At 63.1% G+C, this 18,654-nt stretch carries 19 protein-coding genes; 8 read left to right on the top strand and 11 right to left on the bottom strand.

The annotated features are described in order from the left end of the window. Window positions 1-51 precede the first annotated feature (51 nt). Window positions 52-759 carry an MgtC/SapB family protein gene (locus tag GH665_RS31625; protein ID WP_153141080.1) on the bottom strand — a complete coding sequence of 236 codons (708 nt, stop codon included), beginning with the start codon at window positions 757-759 and terminating at the stop codon, window positions 52-54. Window positions 760-1,412: 653 nt separating this feature from the next. On the opposite strand from GH665_RS31625, the gene GH665_RS31620 reads away from it, so the two are divergent. After that, window positions 1,413-1,937, top strand: coding sequence for a hypothetical protein (locus tag GH665_RS31620; RefSeq protein ID WP_153141079.1), 525 nt, complete (start codon window positions 1,413-1,415; stop codon window positions 1,935-1,937). Between the two features lie 126 nt (window positions 1,938-2,063). On the opposite strand, the gene GH665_RS31615 is transcribed toward GH665_RS31620, so the two are convergent. Then, window positions 2,064-3,227, bottom strand: coding sequence for a metallophosphoesterase (locus tag GH665_RS31615; protein ID WP_153141078.1), 1,164 nt, complete (start codon window positions 3,225-3,227; stop codon window positions 2,064-2,066). Window positions 3,228-3,651: 424 nt separating this feature from the next. On the opposite strand from GH665_RS31615, the gene GH665_RS31610 reads away from it, so the two are divergent. After that, entirely contained in the window at window positions 3,652-3,981 is a 330-nt protein-coding gene (locus GH665_RS31610) for a hypothetical protein (protein ID WP_153141077.1), read from the top strand. A 70-nt stretch (window positions 3,982-4,051) separates the two neighbouring features. Here GH665_RS31610 and GH665_RS31605 read toward each other — a convergent pair whose 3' ends face one another. Further along, entirely contained in the window at window positions 4,052-4,636 is a 585-nt protein-coding gene (locus GH665_RS31605; protein ID WP_153141076.1) for a malonic semialdehyde reductase, read from the bottom strand. A 157-nt stretch (window positions 4,637-4,793) separates the two neighbouring features. Between GH665_RS31605 and GH665_RS31600 the strand changes: the two genes are divergently transcribed. From GH665_RS31600 to yjfF, 5 genes are all read left to right on the top strand, one after another. Further along, complete coding sequence (locus tag GH665_RS31600; RefSeq protein ID WP_153141075.1) at window positions 4,794-5,393, top strand: alpha-ketoglutarate-dependent dioxygenase AlkB family protein; 600 nt, start codon at window positions 4,794-4,796, stop codon at window positions 5,391-5,393. A gap of 331 nt (window positions 5,394-5,724) precedes the next feature. Beyond that, window positions 5,725-6,711 (top strand): ABC transporter substrate-binding protein, encoded by a 987-nt coding sequence (locus GH665_RS31595; RefSeq protein WP_030100885.1) that lies wholly within the window; start codon window positions 5,725-5,727, stop codon window positions 6,709-6,711. 224 nt (window positions 6,712-6,935) lie between these two features. Beyond that, window positions 6,936-8,552: a sugar ABC transporter ATP-binding protein gene (locus GH665_RS31590; RefSeq protein ID WP_153141074.1), complete on the top strand. Its 1,617-nt coding sequence runs from the start codon at window positions 6,936-6,938 to the stop codon at window positions 8,550-8,552. After that, window positions 8,549-9,580 carry an ABC transporter permease gene (locus GH665_RS31585; protein ID WP_153141073.1) on the top strand — a complete coding sequence of 344 codons (1,032 nt, stop codon included), beginning with the start codon at window positions 8,549-8,551 and terminating at the stop codon, window positions 9,578-9,580. The genes GH665_RS31590 and GH665_RS31585 overlap by 4 nt, the downstream gene beginning before the upstream one ends. Beyond that, window positions 9,580-10,683, top strand: coding sequence for a galactofuranose ABC transporter, permease protein YjfF (gene yjfF / locus GH665_RS31580; protein WP_153142389.1), 1,104 nt, complete (start codon window positions 9,580-9,582; stop codon window positions 10,681-10,683). Before GH665_RS31585 ends, yjfF begins: the two co-directional genes overlap by 1 nt. A 22-nt stretch (window positions 10,684-10,705) precedes the next feature. Here yjfF and GH665_RS31575 read toward each other — a convergent pair whose 3' ends face one another. Together GH665_RS31575 and GH665_RS31570 are read right to left on the bottom strand one after the other, a co-directional pair. Continuing rightward, a complete protein-coding gene (locus GH665_RS31575; RefSeq protein WP_153141072.1) occupies window positions 10,706-12,010 on the bottom strand; it encodes an MFS transporter in 1,305 nt (434 codons plus the stop codon). 72 nt (window positions 12,011-12,082) lie between these two features. Next, window positions 12,083-12,862: a putative hydro-lyase gene (locus tag GH665_RS31570; protein WP_153141071.1), complete on the bottom strand. Its 780-nt coding sequence runs from the start codon at window positions 12,860-12,862 to the stop codon at window positions 12,083-12,085. A 173-nt stretch (window positions 12,863-13,035) separates the two neighbouring features. Between GH665_RS31570 and GH665_RS31565 the strand changes: the two genes are divergently transcribed. Next, window positions 13,036-13,974 (top strand): LysR family transcriptional regulator, encoded by a 939-nt coding sequence (locus tag GH665_RS31565; protein WP_153141070.1) that lies wholly within the window; start codon window positions 13,036-13,038, stop codon window positions 13,972-13,974. A 78-nt stretch (window positions 13,975-14,052) separates the two neighbouring features. Here the strand turns inward: GH665_RS31565 and mdcH are convergent, their stop codons facing one another. Genes mdcH through GH665_RS31535 form a run of 6 tightly spaced genes read right to left on the bottom strand, consistent with a single transcriptional unit; the run spans window position 14,053 to window position 18,652 of the window. Continuing rightward, window positions 14,053-14,982 (bottom strand): malonate decarboxylase subunit epsilon, encoded by a 930-nt coding sequence (gene mdcH / locus GH665_RS31560; protein ID WP_153141069.1) that lies wholly within the window; start codon window positions 14,980-14,982, stop codon window positions 14,053-14,055. Continuing rightward, window positions 14,982-15,677, bottom strand: coding sequence for a malonate decarboxylase holo-ACP synthase (locus GH665_RS31555; RefSeq protein ID WP_153141068.1), 696 nt, complete (start codon window positions 15,675-15,677; stop codon window positions 14,982-14,984). The genes mdcH and GH665_RS31555 overlap by 1 nt, the downstream gene beginning before the upstream one ends. After that, on the bottom strand, window positions 15,677-16,492 hold the full coding sequence (gene mdcE, locus GH665_RS31550; protein ID WP_153141067.1) for a biotin-independent malonate decarboxylase subunit gamma: 816 nt from the start codon (window positions 16,490-16,492) through the stop codon (window positions 15,677-15,679). The genes GH665_RS31555 and mdcE overlap by 1 nt, the downstream gene beginning before the upstream one ends. Next, window positions 16,489-17,373, bottom strand: a complete 885-nt coding sequence (locus GH665_RS31545; RefSeq protein ID WP_153141066.1) for a biotin-independent malonate decarboxylase subunit beta — start codon at window positions 17,371-17,373, stop codon at window positions 16,489-16,491. The genes mdcE and GH665_RS31545 overlap by 4 nt, the downstream gene beginning before the upstream one ends. Next, window positions 17,370-17,684, bottom strand: a complete 315-nt coding sequence (locus tag GH665_RS31540) for a malonate decarboxylase subunit delta (protein ID WP_153141065.1) — start codon at window positions 17,682-17,684, stop codon at window positions 17,370-17,372. The genes GH665_RS31545 and GH665_RS31540 overlap by 4 nt, the downstream gene beginning before the upstream one ends. Beyond that, a complete protein-coding gene (locus GH665_RS31535; RefSeq protein WP_174771766.1) occupies window positions 17,672-18,652 on the bottom strand; it encodes a triphosphoribosyl-dephospho-CoA synthase in 981 nt (326 codons plus the stop codon). Before GH665_RS31535 ends, GH665_RS31540 begins: the two co-directional genes overlap by 13 nt. Between the last annotated feature and the right edge of the window lie 2 nt (window positions 18,653-18,654).

Raw genomic sequence — 18,654 nt, 5'->3', positions numbered from 1 at the left:
AAACTAAGTGTAGACGATGCGCGCGAATATGGGGAGCTTACACGTGGCGACTCACTCCGGCGTCGGTTCCGCTTCTTTCGCGATCCAGCTGACGCTCGATACGCTCTTTTCCATGCTGATGCGGCTCGCCATCTGTTCGAGCTTCGATTGATCTTTCGGATGCAGCTTCAAGGTTGCCGTAACGCGAATGCGTCCCGACTCGTCTTCGATGTCTTCGCTCGTCAGGCTCTGGAAGGACAGCGGCGACGAATACATCGAGTTGGATACCGCGGTACGAATGTGAATCTCGTCGGCCTCCTGGCAAACGATCGTCAGCACATACTCGCGCACGAGATCGGCGTCCGAAACGGGCGCCGCGTTGATGGCACGGCTGACTTCACGCAGCACGGTATTGGTCAACAGCACGACTGCGGTGCCGGCGAGCGCCGGACCGTAATGCCCCGCACCGCACAATACGCCGACCGCCGCCGAACACCATAGTGTGGCGGCCGTGTTGATCCCCTGAATGGAACCCTTGTCGCGCATGATTACACCGCCGCCAAGAAAGCCGACGCCCGATACCACATACGCGGCAATCTGTGTGATGCCGGCGGTCCCGTTGCCCGTCAGCACGCCCAGCGTGACGAACAGGCACGCGCCGCTCGCCACCAGCGTGATGGTGCGCAGGCCGGCGTTGCGCTGGCGCATCTGCCGTTCGAGGCCGATCGCAACGCCGCAGCTGAAGGCGGCAAGGAGCCGCAGGACGAATTCAATTGTCATCGATAAGAAAGGTTGAGATGCGTTGTTCGCACAGTGTGAATCTTACGCGTGACAACAGCACGTAAACACGCGGCTACGGTTAGGCGTGACGAGGCCAGCGGGCCAACACTGGCGCGCTAGAAAATCATGGAGCGTCGGCCGGGCATTGAGCCGTGCGGCGCTTCACTGGCAGTGCGAGGGAATATACGACGTGCACCGTCGGCCCGAAGGCAAGACGGCGACAGATAAAGGCTGGCGCGGAAATCTTGCCGATCAGGCGATCGGGCGAATCGAAGCTCGACTGGTCCTACTGCTACTGTCCAAGATCGTGATTCCGGTTAAATGAACTGGCCGAATTTTAGGCAGCTCTGCAAAGTTAAGTCAAGCTGGGATGAGGCGGGGCGGCGCAATAAGTTGTCGGGTGTCCGCGGACTCTTCCACGGCAAGCGCAGAATTTTCCTTGCATAAATACGGACTCCGAATGTTGACGGTGTCCATCCCGGAAAACACACTGTTTGCACACTTCGAAACATGTCGTGCGGTTGTGGTGCCCAATCCGCGTTTCACTTCTCTCGGTTTTGCCCAGACATCTTTCGGTCGCCCTGGTGTCATGCCAGACGTATTCGATCCGCACAACGTCGCCCCTGTTCGCTGTTTACCCAATTGAGGAATGTATGAAAGATAAAGCTCTTGGCATCATTGCCGGTGCATTGATTGCCGCTGCTCCGCTCGTGTCGTTTGCCGCCGGGTTGCCCGCGCCGTTTGAAGGCAGCAGTACGCTGCAGGCAGATGGTGTGGTTAAGTCGGTTGACCAGGCTAAACATTCGGTGACCGTGCTCGACGCGCAGGGCGCCGAAGCGTCGTTCACCATTACCGATACGAGCAATCTGGCGCAGATCAAGCAGGGCGGCAAGATCCATATCCGTATGATGCGAAACGCCACGGTCAGCGTTACACATGGTGCCGACGGCCATGGTTCGGCTGCTCAACCGGCGCCGCAGAACACAGCCCAGAACGTAAGCGCTGAAGTTCAGGCCATCGATCACGCCACCGGCATCATGGCGCTAAAGAGCCCGAATGGCGAGGTGTTTCATATTCAGGGGCGCGAGCCGGCAAAGCTCGCTGGCGTGACGCCGGGCATGCAAGTGTTGGTGGCGTATGCACCGCAGGTTAGCGTGGCCGTGGCGCCCGCGCAGTAACTGGCATTAACTGAGGGGCGCATTAGCGCTGGAGCGCGGACGGTCTTTGCAGACGTCCGCGCTTTTTTGTGCCGCGTAATCCGGTATGACTTCGGCGCGGGAACGTTGGGTGGGTGGTCCGACGCTTCAGTCGGGCTCGCCAGGCACGAGGCGCAACCGCGTAATCTCCGAGGGTGCCCCCAGGCGCTTCGGCGGCCCCCAGTAGCCGGTGCCGCGACTCGTGTAAACCCACAGGCCATTCAGTCGCGCGAGACCGGCTGTGAACGGCTGCTGAAAACGCACAAAGAAGTTCCACGGGAAGAACTGGCCGCCGTGCGTATGGCCGGACAGTTGCAGCGTAAAGCCTGCTGCCGCGGCTGCTTCCGCGGAGCGCGGCTGGTGCGCAAGCAGTACTTTGATCAGCACGTCGCCTGGCGCGCCGGCGAGGGCCGCAACCGGGTCGCTGCGATGCAACGGGTCATGATGACCCGCCGAGTAATCCGTCACCCCGGCAATCACGGCCCGCGCACCGTCGTGTTCCACGATCACATGCTCGTTAAGCAGAACGTTTAGCCCCAGGCGCCGGAATTCGTCGATCCAGGCGTTCGCGCCAGCGTAATACTCGTGGTTGCCGGTCACGAGAAACGCGCCGTGACGCGCGCTGAGTCGCGACAGAGGCTGCGTGTGTTTCGTCAGTTGCGGCACGCTGCCGTCTACCACGTCGCCTGTGACGGCAATCAGATCCGGCTTCAGGCGATTCACCGCGTCGACGATCGCATCCACATAGCGGCCTTTAATGGTCGGGCCGACATGGATATCGCTGATCTGGACGATTGTGAAACCGTCGAGTGCTGCCGGTAAATCGTCGATCGGCACCTCGATCGTCACCACTCGCGCGCGGCGCCGTGCATTGAACAGGCCGACGAGTGTTGACAGCAATGCAAGCAACGGTACCGCCGCCGCCGAGCCGACGCGCCAGTGCGCGATCGCCAACGAGTTCGGCCAGATTGCATCGACGGTGAGCAGCGAGGCGAGCGCCAGGTCGCGCACGAAAGTCAGCACCAGTAGCGACGAGAAGAAGCCCATCGCTAGCAAGCCAATCCACGCGAGACGGTCGCTGAGCGGCTGCTGTTTGATGGTGCGCGCCAGCATGCCGAGCGGTATCAGAAAGATCGACAGCACCAGCCACAGCGCGCACAGCCATCGGCCGACAGCACTCACTGGCATGTCGGGAATCAGACGAAGGCCGACGTAGATATGCAGCAGGATGCCAATCAGGATGATACGAACAAGAAACGATGAGCGGCGCATAGAGAGGATAGAGGCGGGAAGGGGCCGACGCGCGGAGCAGCGGCAGCGGCTCGCCAGGCGCGATCATGAAATGGCGGACGAGCCGGATCATTCTACCGAGATGTGCCTCCCCTTGCCGACGGCGCCAGAATTGCCTCCAGCCGCGGCCGAGCAGGTCCGTGCCGGACGAAGCAACGGATATCGCATTGCAGCAATTCCGCTTGCCGCATCCGGGCCGGCTGGATCGGCGAAACACTCCGGACACTCTAATTAAATGGGCTTTGAATTGCCTGTCGCGTGGAGTATTCTCAATAGAAGCAGCTTGTAGAAGCAGCTTGTAGAAGCAGCTTGTAGAAGCAGCTTGTAGAAGCGGCAGCTTCAGGCCATCGCGGCCAAGGGGCGGTTTGTTGGGTTCTCAGTTGAGGGCGAGGCAGGAGGGCGCATCATGAAACTGCTTGGATCAGGTAGTCACGTACGCCACGTACTTCATGGGCATCACGTCGGACGAGAGGGCAGTCACGTCATGCTGCCGCTGGTGGGTATATGCCTGATGGCGCTCGCCTTGTACTTCGGCGTGCGCGGCATCGACTTCTCCGAATTGGGCAAAAGCGCGTTATTCGACATCGTGATGGTATGCGTTGCGCTCGGCATCGCGGGGCTGTTCGGCGTCGTCGGCGCGTGGTTGCGCTCCAGTGGCGACGACGCCGACGAAGGCTTCTGCTTTGTCGGCGCCGTGATCGGCGCGGTGGTGTTCTACGTGGCGCTTTTCGGATAAATGCACCGGCGGCCGGTTAGCATCGGCGTCGGCGTCGGCGTCGGCGTCGGCGTCGGCGGCTAACCGCCTGTCAGACGATCCGGGCGGCTTCGTCGAAGGAGAAGCGCGGGCTGCGCGGGAACAGCTTCGACGGGTCGCCGTAGCCCAGATTGATCAGGAAGTTCGACTTGACGGTCGTGCCGGAGAAGAAGGCCTCGTCGACCTTGGCGGCGTCGAATCCCGACATCGCGCCCGTGTCCAGACCGAGCGCGCGGGCGGCGAGAATCAGATAGCCGCCTTGCAGCGTCGAATTCCGAAAGGCCGTATCCGCGATCGCCTTATCGTTGCCTGCGAACCAGCTGCGTGCGTCGGCATGCGGAAACAGTTTCGGCAGATGCTCGTAAAACGCCATATCCATCCCGACGATCACCGTGACCGGCGCTGCCATCGTCTTCTCGAGATTGCCCGGCGACAAGGCCGGACGCAGCTTCTCCTTGCCTTCGGGCGTTTTCACGTAGACGAAGCGGCCGGGGCTCGAATTGGCCGAGGTCGGCCCGAGCAATACGAGCTCGGTGAGTTGCCTGAGCACGGCATCCTCGACCGGTTTGGCCTGCCAGCCGTTATGCGTGCGCGCTTCGCGAAAGAGTTGATCGAGAGCCTGATCGGAAAGAACCATGATAAAAGTCCGTTGAAGTAAAAGAATGAGAGAAATGGATGATCGTGGCGAATGACAGCGCAAGCCGCGGGCGTGAGTGTCGTCGTCGTTGCCGCCATAATAGCCGGGGTTCTTACTCGCGCACGAATCGCGTGCGCAATCGCATTCAGGCAATCTTATGGCGGACCTTTTCGATGACTTCCCCGCGCCCGACGTGGACTGGTTTCCTGAGTGGCTCACGCCCGAGGCCGCAGCGCACGCGCTAACCCAACTCATCGGCGAGGTGGAATGGCGTCAGGACATGATGGGCACGCCGGCCGGCCGTGTGCCGCTGCCGCGGCTGACTGCCTGGCAGGGCGAGCCGGACGCGGTCTACGTCTACTCTGGAATTCGCAACGTACCGCAACCGTGGACTCCGACCGTCGCCGAACTGAGGAGCGCGGCGCAGGCGAGTTGCCAGGCGCGCTTTAACAGTGTGCTGATCAACCGTTATCGCACTGGTACCGACAGCATGGGGTGGCACGCGGACCGCGAGCCGGAACTCGGCGTCCAGCCGGTGATTGCGTCGATCAGCCTGGGCGTGGCACGCACCTTCGATTTGCGGCACAACAGGACCGGCGTCGTGCAGTCGTTCTCGCTGAAGGGCGGTAGCTTGCTGGTAATGAAAGGCGACACGCAGGCCGATTGGCGGCATCGTGTGCCGAAGGAGCCGCGCGTGGCCGGCGAGCGAATCAATCTGACGTTTCGCTGGGTGACGCCGCTTGGAGCAACGCGCTAGCTCGAGGGCCAGCCGTCGGTTGTTCAACCCGGTGCCCACTCGGCACTGGCCACTCGCCGGAGACTCTGAGGTCGGCACTTAAACGCATAAAAGAGCATCGCCCACGTCCCCGTCCCGGTCCGAGCGAGCGCCACCTCCGCGGAACTGTCCCGCCCACGTCATAGCTGAACCCGCCCGCCATACCGAAATTGGTATCGCCGACGCGAATCATATGATTGGACGGTTAACGCCCCAGACACTACGCTACATCACGATCCACGCACCCTGAGGGCCGCAAACGCTGGGCGGGTTCGGTATGGATCGCTGACACAACAACGAACAGGAGACAGTCATGGCGAATACACGACGCGCCGCATGTCGTGCGTTGGGCGCGCTCGCGCTTTGCTCGAGCATCGGCGCGCTGGCGCTGGCAACACCGGGCGCTTACGCGCAGGACAAACAGATCACGCTCGGTTTCGCGCAGGTCGGCGCCGAAAGCGCATGGCGAACCGCCAACACCGAGTCGGTGAAGTCCGCGGCGGCGGACGCGAAGATCAAGCTCAAGTTCTCCGACGCTCAGCAAAAGCAGGAAAACCAGATCAAGGCGATCCGCTCCTACATTGCGCAGAAAGTCGACGTGATCGCGTTTTCGCCCGTCGTCGAATCGGGCTGGGAACCGGTGCTACGCGAAGCTAAAGCCGCAAATATTCCGGTGATCCTGACCGACCGCAACATCGACGTGAAGGACACGTCGTTGTACGTGACGATGATCGGCTCGGACTTCCTCGAAGAAGGACGGCGTGGCGGTCATTGGCTCGAGGATCACTATAAAAATGATCAAGGTCCGATCAACATCGCCGAATTGCAAGGAACGGTTGGCTCAGCCCCCGCGAACGACCGGCATGCCGGCTTGATCGAAGTGATCAAGAGCGATCCCAAATTTAAGATCATCGCATCGCAAAGCGGCGACTTCACGCTTGCTGGCGGCAAGCAGGTGATGGAAGCATTTATAAAAACTTATGGAAATAAAATAAATGTAGTTTATGCGCATAACGACGATATGGCGCTCGGCGCGATCCAGGCGATGGAAGAGGCCGGTATGCATCCGGGCAAGGACATCACCGTCGTTTCATTCGATGCGACCAAGGGCGGCTTCCAGGCGATGGCCGCGGGCAAGATGAACGTCGATGTGGAATGCAGCCCGTTGCTGGGCCCGCAACTGATGTCAGCGGTCAAGGACGTGGTGGCCGGCAAGCCACTGCCCAAGCGGATCCTGACGCAGGAGACGGTCTTCCCGATGAGCGTCGCGGCGCAGACTTTGCCGACGCGCAAGTACTGAGACGAACGGTATGGGGCAGGGTATGGCGGCTAACTGGTTAGCTATCCATACGATAGGCGCAGGATAAAAAGCGAACTGAAGACAGATCATCAGGGTTTCTCCAGCGGTGCCTGACCGCCCGGCTGCTTTGGCATCGGGCGGTCTCTTTTCCGCCGAATCAGCTTGTGCCCGATTTGATCTGCCTGAGCCCACCCGGCCAATGCAACGCCCATCGAGCGAGGTCTATGACGCATCCCGCATCGGAACCCAATCCGCCGGCCACCCAGGCCATCACAGAGGACGTTCGCGCAGGCGCGGCCTCGCATGCACTCGAGCCGATTCTTGCCACGGCTGGTGTCAGCAAGACTTTCCCGGGCGTGAAAGCGCTGCAGCGAGTCGATTTTCGCCTGTTTCCCGGCGAGATCCATACGTTGATGGGGCAGAACGGCGCCGGCAAATCCACCCTGATCAACGTCCTGACCGGCGTACTTGCGCCTGATGCGGGCACGATCCGCCTCGGTGGCGAAATCGTGGCGTTTGCTTCGCCGCAGGAGGCCGAGGCGGCCGGTGTGCGCACGCTGTACCAGGAAGTGAACCTGTGTCCGAACCTCTCGGTGGCGGAGAACATCTTTGCGGGCCGGCAGCCGAAGCGGTTCGGCGCGATCGACTGGCCCGACATCAAGCGCCGTGCGCAGGCCGCGCTGGCACGTCTTGACGTCACGCTCGACGTCACCCGGTCGCTGGATGCTTATCCGATCGCCGTGCAGCAGATGGTGGCGATCGCCAGAGCGCTATCGGTCGATGCACGCGTGCTGATCCTCGACGAGCCGACCTCCAGTCTCGACGACGGCGAAGTCACGCAGCTTTTCAAAATACTTCGGCATCTCAAGCAATCGGGAATCGCCATCCTGTTTGTCACGCATTTTATCGAGCAGACCTATGCCATCTCCGATCGCATCACGGTGATGCGCAACGGCGAACGCGAAGGCGAATATCTGGCGCGCGACCTGCCGGCCGACCAACTGGTCGCGAAGATGGTCGGTCACGAGCGCATGAGCGCGCGCCTGCGCGAAGCGGCGCAGGTCGGGCATGCTGCCCATGAAGGGGAAGGGCCGCAGGGCAAGGCAGCGGTTCAGCCATTCGTCGAACTGCGCGGCGTCGGACGGCGCGGCACCTTGCAGCCGCTCGACCTCGACGTGCAGCCGGGCCAGATCCTGGGGCTGGCCGGCCTGCTCGGTTCGGGCCGCACGGAGACCGCGCGGCTATTGTTCGGGGCGGACCGCGCCGACAGCGGCACGATTCTGATCGAAGGCCGGCCGGTGCGGCTGCGTTCGCCCCACGACGCCGTGCGGCACGGCATCGGCTACTGCGCGGAAGACCGCAAGAAAGAGGGCATCGTCGCCGAACTGTCGATCCGCGAGAACATTCTGCTGGCGTTGCAGGCGCGACGCGGCTGGTGGCGCAAGATCAAACGGCAGCGCGCCCATGAAATCGCCGACATGTGGATCGAGCGTCTCGGCATCAAGGCAACGGATGCCGAACAGCCGATCGGGCTGCTCTCCGGCGGCAACCAGCAGAAAGCATTGCTTGCGCGCTGGCTGGCTACCGATCCCAAGCTGCTGATTCTCGACGAGCCTACCCGCGGCATCGACGTCGCCGCGAAGTTCGACATCATGGACCGCTTGCTGGCGCTATGCGCGAACGGTCTGAGCATCCTGTTCATTTCATCGGAGATCAGCGAGGTGCTGCGCGTAAGCCATCGTGTGGCGGTGCTGCGCGACCGCCGCAAGATCGCCGAAGTGGCCGGCAAGGCGTCGAACGAAGACAACATCTATCGACTCATCGCGGGGAGCGGCGAATGAAGCTATCGAACTGGTTCGTGCGCGACGGTGCGGAGCGGCCGTTGATCTGGCCTTGCGTCACGCTGGTGCTGTTGTGCGCGCTGAATCTGTGGGTGAATCCGCATTTTCTGTCGCTGCGGATGCTCGACGGCCACCTGTTCGGCGCCCCGATCGACGTCCTGAATCGCGCGGCGCCGCTGGTGCTGGTCGCTACCGGCATGACGCTCGTGATCGCCACGCGTGGCATCGATATTTCAGTCGGCGCAGTCGTGGCGATTGCCGGCGCCGCCGCGGCCACGATACTCGCGACACAGCCCGAGCCGAGTGCCGGATTGATCGCGCAAGCGTTAATCGCGGCGCTGATCGTCGGCGTGTTGAGCGGCATGTGGAACGGACTGCTGGTGTCGTTCGTCGGCATGCAGCCGATCATCGCCACGCTGATCCTGATGGTTGCCGGCCGCGGCATCGCACAGTTGCTGACGGCGGGGCAGATCATACCGATCGGCGCACCCGGCTATCTGCTGGTCGGCGGCGGGTACTGGCTTGGGGTGCCGTGCTCGGTGTGGATCGCAAGCGCGGCTGTGCTGGCCACCGCGGCGCTCGTTGAAGGCACGGCACTCGGGCTTTTCATTCGCGCGATCGGCGTCAATCCGGTGGCGACGCGCCTCGTCGGTTTGCGCTCGAAAGCGCTGGTATTCGCGGTGTACGGTTTCTCGGGATTGACCGCCGCGATGGCGGGCATCCTCATCAGTTCGAACGTGCGCAGCGCCGATGGCAATAACGCAGGCCTGCTGCTCGAACTCGACGCAATTCTGGCGGTGACGCTCGGCGGCACCTCGCTGCTTGGCGGCCGCTTCAGTTTGACGGGCACGGTGCTGGGCGCACTGATTATCCAGACGCTCACTTATACGACCTACTCGATCGGCGTGCCGCCGGAGGCGACGCTCGTCGTCAAGGCGGCCGTGGTGCTCGCGGTGAGTGTGATCCAGTCGCCCTCGGCGCGCGCGCTCGCCATGTCGCTCTTCACGCAGCGCGGGGTGGCGCGATGATGAAACGACTCTTCGACGTCTGGGCTCATATTGTCGATCCGCGCACGCTGCCGATCGCCGTGACCATTCTGCTGTTCTGCGCGCTGTTCGGTTTCGGCTCCGTGATGTACACCGGTTTTTTCTCGTGGCAGGTGCTGCTCGACCTGCTGGTCGACAACGCCTTCCTGCTGATTGTCGCAATCGGCATGACGTTTGTGATCGTGTCCGGCGGGATCGATCTGTCGGTGGGCTCGGTGGTGGCGTTGACCACCATCGTCGAAGCGGTGCTGTCCGAACACATGCATCTGCCGGTCTGGCTGATCGTGCCGATCGTGCTGCTGATGGGCACGGTGTTCGGCGCGGTGCAGGGCGCACTCATTCACTTCTTCCGCTTGCAGGCGTTCATTGTCACGTTGGCCGGCATGTTCTTCGCGCGTGGTTTGTGCTTCCTGATCACGACGCAGTCGATCACCATCAACGATCCGACATTCCAGAAAATCTCCGCGTTTCGCCTCAATATCGGTGTCGGTTCGGTTTCAGCCAATGTGTTGATCGCCCTTGTCACGCTGGCCGCTGCGATCTATGTCGCGCATTTCACGCGCTTTGGCCGCAACGTGTATGCGGTGGGCGGCAATCCGCGCTCGGCATTGCTGATGGGCTTGCCGGTCGCGCGTACGCGGATCGGCGTGTATGCGCTGAGCGGGTTCTGCTCGGCGCTCGGCGGCGCGGTATTCACGTTCTATGTGCTGTCGGGCTATGGGCTGCAAGGCCAGGGCATGGAACTCGATGCGATCGCGGCGACGGTGATCGGCGGCACCTTGTTGACGGGTGGGGTCGGCTATGTAATCGGCTCGCTGTTCGGCGTCGGGATTCTGGGCACGATCCAGACTCTGATTACCTTCGACGGCACCCTTAGTTCGTGGTGGACCCGCATCGTGATCGGCGCGTTGCTATGCGCGTTTTGTCTGCTGCAACGATTGATCGAGCGGCACGCAAAATCGACGCGGCGTCCCGGTGGCACCGGCGCGGTCGCAACCCCCGGCCGCGAGCGTGAGCGGAGGCCGGGCGGCGCCACGGCGTCCGATTCGCACGTGATCGGACGCGCGCCGGAGCAGGCGCTATAGCAGGAATGTTCAGCGGCCTGTCTCAGGAGGCGTCGAGTTCACGTCCTTTGGTTTCCGGCAACGTCAGCGCGGCGAGAATCACGACGCCATATGCCGCGGCGGCGAATACGCCGATCGCATGTCCGAGCGGCATGGTCTGTGAGACGTAGCCGATCAGGAAAGGAAACGTTGCGCCGACCGCCCGCCCGAAGTTGTAGCAGAACCCCTGACCGGAGCCGCGAATCCGGGTTGGGAACAGTTCGGTGAGGAACGCGCCCATGCCCGAAAAAATACCGGACGCGCAGAAGCCGAGCGGGAAGCCGAGCGCGAGCATGGTGAGGTTGTCGAGCGGCAGTTGCGTATAGATCAGCGCGATCGCACACGAGGCCAGCGCGAATGCGATGAACGCACGCTTGCGGCCGATTTTGTCGCTGACATAAGCCCCCGTCAGATAGCCGCAGTACGAACCGACGATGACCACGCCCAGATAGCTGCCGGTGCCGATTACGCTCAGATGCCGCTCGGTTTTCAGATACGTCGGCAGCCATGTGGTGACCGCGTAGTAGCCGCCTTGCACGCCGGTTGCGAGAATGGATGCGCGCAATGTCGTCCAGACGATATCGCCGCGGAAGATGTCGATCAGCGAAGGGCGCGTTCGTGCGGCGGCTTGCGCTTCTTTCTGCTGCCGATGCACCTCCGGCTCGTCGACGAAGCGGCGGATCCAGATCACGAACGGCGCCGGTGCAATACCGATCGCGAACAGCGCGCGCCACGCGTATTCGGCCGGTATCCATGAAAACACCACCATAAACAGCAGCGTGGACACGCCCCAGCCGATCGCCCAGCCTGCCTGCACCAGGCCGACCGCCTTGCCACGGTCACGCGGACGGATTACTTCGCCGATCAGTACCGCGCCCGCCGTCCACTCGCCGCCGAAGCCGAGCCCCATCAATCCGCGCGCCCACAGCAACTGCGAAAAGTTTTGCGCCAACGCGCACGCCAGCGTGAACACCGCGAACCAGAGAATCGTGATCTGCAGGGTTTTCACCCGGCCGATGCGATCGGACAGCACGCCGGCCCCCCAGCCGCCGACGGCGGAACTCAACAGCGTGACCGTTCCGATGAGACCAGCATCGCCGCGTGTGATGCCCCATGTCGCAATCAGCGTCGGAATCACGAAGCTCAGGAATTGCGTGTCCATGGCGTCGAGCACGTAGCCGATCTTGCAGCTCCAGAACGCACGCTTTTCGCCGGTGGAAATCTGCCGATACCATGCGAACGGTCCTTTCCCTGTGCCGGGCACGTCGTAGCGTTCGGCGTCTGCGGTCAATTGCACTTCGGTTTTCATGCAAGGGCTCCGGTCGTGGTCGGTGGCCGCGTCTTGCCGCGCGGCTCGTGGTTGGGTCGAATGAGGCCGCGGTTAAAGTACCGCCAGCGTGGTGTTGGGAATGTCGGTGACGAGCATGTGTCCCGGTTTGTGCGCGATCGCAAACGGCAAACGCGCGCTTTCTATTGCGGCTTGCGGCGTGACGCCACAGGCCCAGAACACGGGTAACTCGTCGCTGCGCACTTCGACTGCATCGCCGAAATCGGGTCGCGCGATGTCATGAATACCGAGCAGCGAAGGATCGCCGATATGCACCGGCGCGCCATGTACCGCGGGAAAACGGCTGGTGATCTGAATGGCGCGGATCGCGTCGGCGGCTTTCATCGGCCGCATCGAGACCACGCGGTTGCCGCCGAACACGCCTGCGGCCACGTTGCGCTCGCGGGTTCGATACATCGGCACATTCACCTGCTGTTCGATATGGCGCAGCGGAATGCCTTCGCGCCGCAGCATTTCCTCGAACGAAAACGAACAGCCGATCGCGAACACCACCAGGTCGTCGCGCCATAGCTCGTCGAGGCTATGCACTTCCTCGGTGCGCTCGCCGTGGCGATATACGTAAAACGCGGGGACGTCGTTGCGTATGTCGAGATCGGCGCCGAGCGACGGTACGCGCCATTGGCCCGGTTCACCGATGCCAAGCAACGGGCAGGCCTTTGGATTGAGCGTGCAGAAGCGCAGGAAATCGTCGGCGTATTGCCTGGGCAGGATGGCGAGGTTGGCTTGTGCATAGTCGCCACAGTAGCCCGCAGTCGGGCCGGACAGGCGGCGATTGCGAATCTGTTGACGAAACTCGGAAGGCGTGTAGGACATGAAAGGCTCGACTCCAGCTAGGTCCGGGTGATTCATGGAACCCAGATTAGTAACGCCAAAAATATCCATCCAGCGAGTTATTCTTGTGTTTTGTTAAATTAAACTTAACAGCACAAGCAGGATTCAGCCGCGATGATCGCGTGCATCTGATCGCTGTTGGGAGAGCTAATGCAATGAATACGCGCTTTGTCGAAACGTTTTTGACGCTCGCCCGTCTGGGCAGCTTTCGCGCGACCGCGGCTGCAATGCATGCGACGCCCGCTGCAATTTCGCTGCGTATCAAAACGCTTGAAGCCGAGTTGGGCGTGGAGCTGATCGAACGCGACGCCGCGGAGTTTCAACTCACGGCGCATGGCGAGCGGTTGCTCGCGCATGCGCGCTCGGTCGTGCAGGCCACCCGTTCGCTGCAACTGGCCGCGCAGGACGAAACCCAGGTGACGAAGCGGCTGCGGCTCGGCGTGGTCGAAACAGTGGTGCATAGCTGGCTGCCGGACTACATCCGGATGCTGAATGTCGAGTACAACCGCATCGTCGTAGACCTGAGCGTCGACACGAGTGCCGTGCTTGGCCCCCGCTTGCGCGCCGGCGAACTGGATCTCGTCATTCAGGTGGAGGAAACCGGCGTGCAGGAAGCGTCGATTGTCTCGACCTTGCTGGCGAGCTATCCCGTGCGCTGGATCGCGCGCAACGATCTGATTCCGGCGAGCCGCGCGAAACATGTGCAGACGATCTTGCAGAAACCCGTGCTGACATTCGGCCGGGGCACCGCGCCGCAAATCGCCGTGGATGCGATCGTCGAGATGCTGGCGAAGCGGGCCGGCGTGCCGGCAGCGGATACGCAGGTGACCTGCATGCCGTCGGTCGCGGTGATCGTGAAACTGTTGCGCGACGGCTATGGAATCGCGGCGGTGCCGGCTCTGTTTGTCGAGCCTTTCCTGGCCAGCGGCGAACTGGGGCAACTACAGGTGCGTCCGTTGCCGCCGCCGATCGACATTGCCATGTACTACCGCGACGACGCCGACGTCGGCGTGCTGGCGGCGTCTCGTGTTGCGCGCAGCGCATGCGATCAGTATGCGAAGGCGATGGGGCGGCAGTTGATCGAGCGGCGGTAATCTGCCGCGATGAAGGGGTGTGTTCCAGCCTGGAAGATGGCGGTCAAATGAGGCGGCCGGGCCGCGTCGCGACACCAGCTATAGCGCGAGGCGCCGACGCGCCGTAGCGACCAGCCTGTCGAACGAGAAGCTGTGCGCGGCAAGCGCGGTGGTATCGGGAAAGTTCTCACGCGCAATGTCCGTCAATACCTGACCCGGCGGCGCTTCGATCAGCACGCGGGCGCCCATTTCCTGCATGACGGTGAGCGCGTCGAACCAACGTACGGTGTGGCGCATATTGGTCGCAAGATCGTCGCGAATGGCCTCTGCCGTGTACAGCGGGCGGCCACCGCGATTGCCGACATAGATGCTTTGTGGCGTGTGGAAAGGGACATGTTGTGCGTACGCAACCAGCTCGTCCGTGGCATGCGCGAGCAGCTCGCAATGCGACGGCACGCTCACCGCAAGACGGACAGCTTTGCGAGCGCCCGCGGTCAGCGCGCGTTCGATGAACACGTCCAGCGCGGCATTCGCTCCGGCCATGACGATCTGACGCGGGGCATTCACATTGCCGACATAGACCCGTTGATGGCCCGCGTCCACATGCTGCGCGGCGAGTGTTTCCAGTTGGTGTTCGGTCAAGCCCGACACGGCCGCGAGGCCGTAGCCGGACGGGTACGCCGTCTCCATCAATTCGGCGCGTTTTCGTACCATGCGTAACGCGTCATCGAAGCGAATCGCGCCGCAACTGACCGCCGCTGCATAGGCACCCACTGACAACCCCGCGCTGATCTCCGGCGTGAGTTGTGCATCGGCCAGTGCGCGCGTGATCGCCACGCCCGCAACGGTCAAGCCGATCTGAACGGCTACCGTTGAGCGCAGTGCGTCTGGTGTGTCGAGAGTCAGTACGTCGGTGCCGAGCACCTGCGACGCTTCATCGAGCGCATCGGTCACGGCGTGGTGCTGCGGCAGACGATGCAGAAATCCGTCCGATTGCGCCCCCTGGCCGGGAAACAGAAGGGCGAGCATCACGCGTCGACGTGAGCGGGCGCCCACGGATCACGAACCAGTTGAGGGCCGCGCGCATGGCGCGCCATCACACGAGCTTTGCCCGCTGCCCACTCTGTCAGGGCAACGCCGCCCGCGGGCGTTTCCAGTTGCGCGTCCACGCGAATGCCGGCGCATTGTGCGATGGCTTGCAACTGGTGCAGCAACTGAATAGCCATGTCGTGCGAGAGTTTGTCCGGCGCGCGGATCAGCAGATCAAGATCGCTCGATAACGTAACGGTGGGTATCTGGGTGGCCAGTTCGAAGCCCGTGCTGCCGGTTGGTCCCCAGACGAATTCAGACAATGCGCCGCCGGCCGCGTCGCGTTGCAAGACGGCAAGGGCCGCAAAAGCGGGCAACGCATTGCGCCCCGCAAGAGGACTGCGCCCGGCTAACGCCTCCGGCGAAATGGCAGTTTCGATATCGTCCAGATGCACCCACGTGCCGTAACGCTGCGGCCGTTCCATACCGCGCACGCCGATCGCCACGAAGCCGTCCGCGGCCAGCGCGCGTCTCACGACCGCGTATGGCGCGCGCTCGAAAGATTCGCGCACCCATGCCGGTTCGTTATCGAAGCGCGGTAAGCGGTTCAGACGCAACAGATCATGCGGCCGCCAACGCGCATCGCACGACAGCGCGTGAGCGGCCGCGAACGGTGGCGTTGCGCAGACCTGCATTACGCAGCGTCCCATTGTTCGGCCAGACGCCGCCGCACTTCGATCGACGCCGCGCGATTCTTCTGCGCCGCTGCCGATTCGAGGCGGTGCGAAAGATCGCGCCGACCTTCGCGGGCGCTGCGAATCTGCCCAGTGAGCACCTGACGCACGTGCTCGATCTGCGCGGCATCCGGTGCATCGGCGTCGACGTTTTCGATCAGTTGATCGAGCAGGCCAAGCTTGGCAAACGACGTCATCGAGTACGACATCGGCACAATCGTTTCGCCGAGCGCGTCGAGGGCTTCGACGGTGCGCCGCGTGACCCGGGCGGCTGCTTCCTTGCCCATCGCATGAACCATCGTGCCCGGCGCGTCGAGGGCGACGATCCGGTTGGCCTGATAGCCGTGCGCGAGGAACGCGCCGGACATGGCGGGCCCGACGATCAGCGCGATCACCGGATGCCCGGCGTCGCGCGCCGTCGCGTACGCATCGACCGCGGCCGCGCACGCGAGGTGAATGCCGAGCATCTCTTCGCGGTAGCCATACGCCTGACTTTTGACGTCGACGATCGCGACGATCGGGCGGCGCGTGCCGCTCGTTTCGTCCTGCGCGATGGCCTCGCGTACCGCGCGCGCGAGCTGCCAGCCTTGTTCGAGACCGACGACATTGTCGGTGGCGCGCGCAAAGCGATTGTCGGGATCGGGGACCACCGCAATGAAGCGCGCGGTCTCACCGCCGAGCGACGCATCGGCGCTCCATACGGGCGCCTTGCTGGACGGTTCGCCGGCCAGCGCATGGAACCAGCGCGCGCCGCGGCTGAGGGAGGTATCGCTCATGCCTGCTCCTTGCGCGCGTTGTTTTGCGCAGATGGGTTGTACACGTCACGCATCGTTTCAGGTGTCACACTGGCCGGGTCGATCTGCGCGAGGCGCTCGAGGAAAATATCGACCTGTTCGCTGCGGTGCGCGGTTGGCAGTCCCTGGCTGAACGCGGCGTGCACGGCTGCGCGCACGGTGTCTGTAGCGTCGTCGACCAGTTGATCGGCGAGCGCGGTCGCGGCTCTTTGTTCGCCGCCGATCAATTGCCACACGCGGCGCCGGTCGCTCGAGTCGAGTTCTTCGATACCGGCTTCCTGTTCGATGACTTCGGGACCGTTCATGCCGAGCCGTCCTTGCCTCGTCACGACCAGATACGAACACAAGGCCGCCGCCAGCGACATGCCGCCAAAGCAACCGACCATTCCCGCGATCACACCGACTACCGGCACATGCCGGCGCAACGCGACGATCGCGGCCTGAATCTCGGCGATTACCGCGAGGCCGAGATTGGCTTCCTGAAGCCGCACGCCACCGGTCTCGAACAGCACGACGGGGCGGACGATCTTGCCGCGTTCGCAGTCGCGCAAGGCCATGGTGAGCGCAGCGGCGATCTTGCTGCCCGAGACTTCGCCGATACTGCCGCCCTGGAACGCGGACTCGATCGCGGCGACCACGGCCGGTTCGCCGTCAATGGTGCCGCGCGCGATCACGCAGCCGTCATCCGCCTGGCAGACGACACCTTGCAGCGGCAGCCATGGCGATTCGATTTTGTCGAACGGTCCGAGCAGTTCGCGGAACGTGCCCGCGTCGAGCAGCGCGCGGGCACGTTCGCGCGCGGGCAGTTCAATGAAGCTGTCAAGCAGCATGGGCGCGGAACGCGCGGTGGCGGCGGTGTTCATGCGTCGTCCCCCTGTTGCGCCGCTTCGATGGCTTCCGCGAGCCGCAGCGCCACGACGCCGGGTGTCGCGCCGAAGTCGTTGATTTCGATTTGCGCGGCACCGTCGTAACGGCTGAAGAAGCGGTCGAGCACGCTCTTCCAGATGTGGCTGTAACCGTCGACGCTGGTCCGCACAACCACATGCGCGCTCAGGGCCGCACTGGTTTCGGCAGGCGACAGCAGGACTTCCAGATCGCCCGAGCCGACTACGCCGACATGCGCGCGGGTCGTGACGGCGCGTTGCGCCGGATAGTCGAAGGTTAGATGTTCCATGAGGCTGAGCTCCCAGCGGCGTCGTGATGCGCCAGCATGTCGAGAAAGAGAGTGGCGGCGAGCAGATCGGCTGCGCCGCCAGGGGATGCGTTGAGCGACAGCAGTGCGTGTTCCAGTGCCACGAAGGCGGCCTGGCCGTCCGGCGTCGAACTTCCGCCGGCCTCCAGCACACGGTGAGCGCCGTGCTGCGCAGCGTGCAAACCAGGCAAACCCGCGCGATGCAGCAGGCAGGTGTCGTCGAGTGAGGCCATGATCGAGAGCAGGGCGTCGATGCGCGCGGCGTTTTCGTCGACACCGTTGGCTCGCGCCGCGTGCAACGCGGGCAAACCGATATCGATGACGTGCGGGAAACCGTCCTGTGCCTCACGGCGCGCGCCACCCACCTGATAGCGCTGCCGCGCGCGTTCGCCGTGACTATCGGTGGGAGCGGCGAAGCGATCCGGGAAGCACGCAATCCGCGCGGCGAGCGTGCAAATCTTGGGCGCGTTCAAACGCGTGGCACTGCTTGACATCGATGCACCTGCCACCAGCAAGCCGACAATCCAGATTGCGCCGCGATGTGCGTTGCTGCCGCCAGTGGCATGCAACATGTTCTGCTCGCCGGCGCGGCCGATTTGCGCGAGTTCGGCACGCAACAGCGCGGAGGGTTCGCGGCGCTGGCGTGCTGCGCGTGCCAGCGCCGCGAAGGTCGGTTCGAGCGTGTGTGCCGAGCGCAGCATGGTGGCGAGATCGAGGTCGCGATGCGCGCCGCTGCCGCGCCGGTCGACTAACGCGGGCTTCGGCGTAAGTTGCGCTTCTTCGATTAGCGCGGTGACGGCGTAGTGCGCAAGTTGCGTATCGGAGAGTGCCGTGCGTATTCCGACGCCGGCCGTCTTTCGGTCAGTCAATGCAGCGGTGCGGGGCATGCATTCAGCTTGCATCGCCGGCATGGCGCCGGCCTCGCGTTCGAGCAAAGCAGCAGGCGCCATTG

The sequence above is a fragment of the Paraburkholderia agricolaris genome, assembly GCF_009455635.1.
Lineage (GTDB): Bacteria > Pseudomonadota > Gammaproteobacteria > Burkholderiales > Burkholderiaceae > Paraburkholderia > Paraburkholderia agricolaris.
The sequence above is the reverse complement of the archived record's forward strand: the minus strand, read 5'-3'. Positions and strand labels throughout refer to the sequence as shown.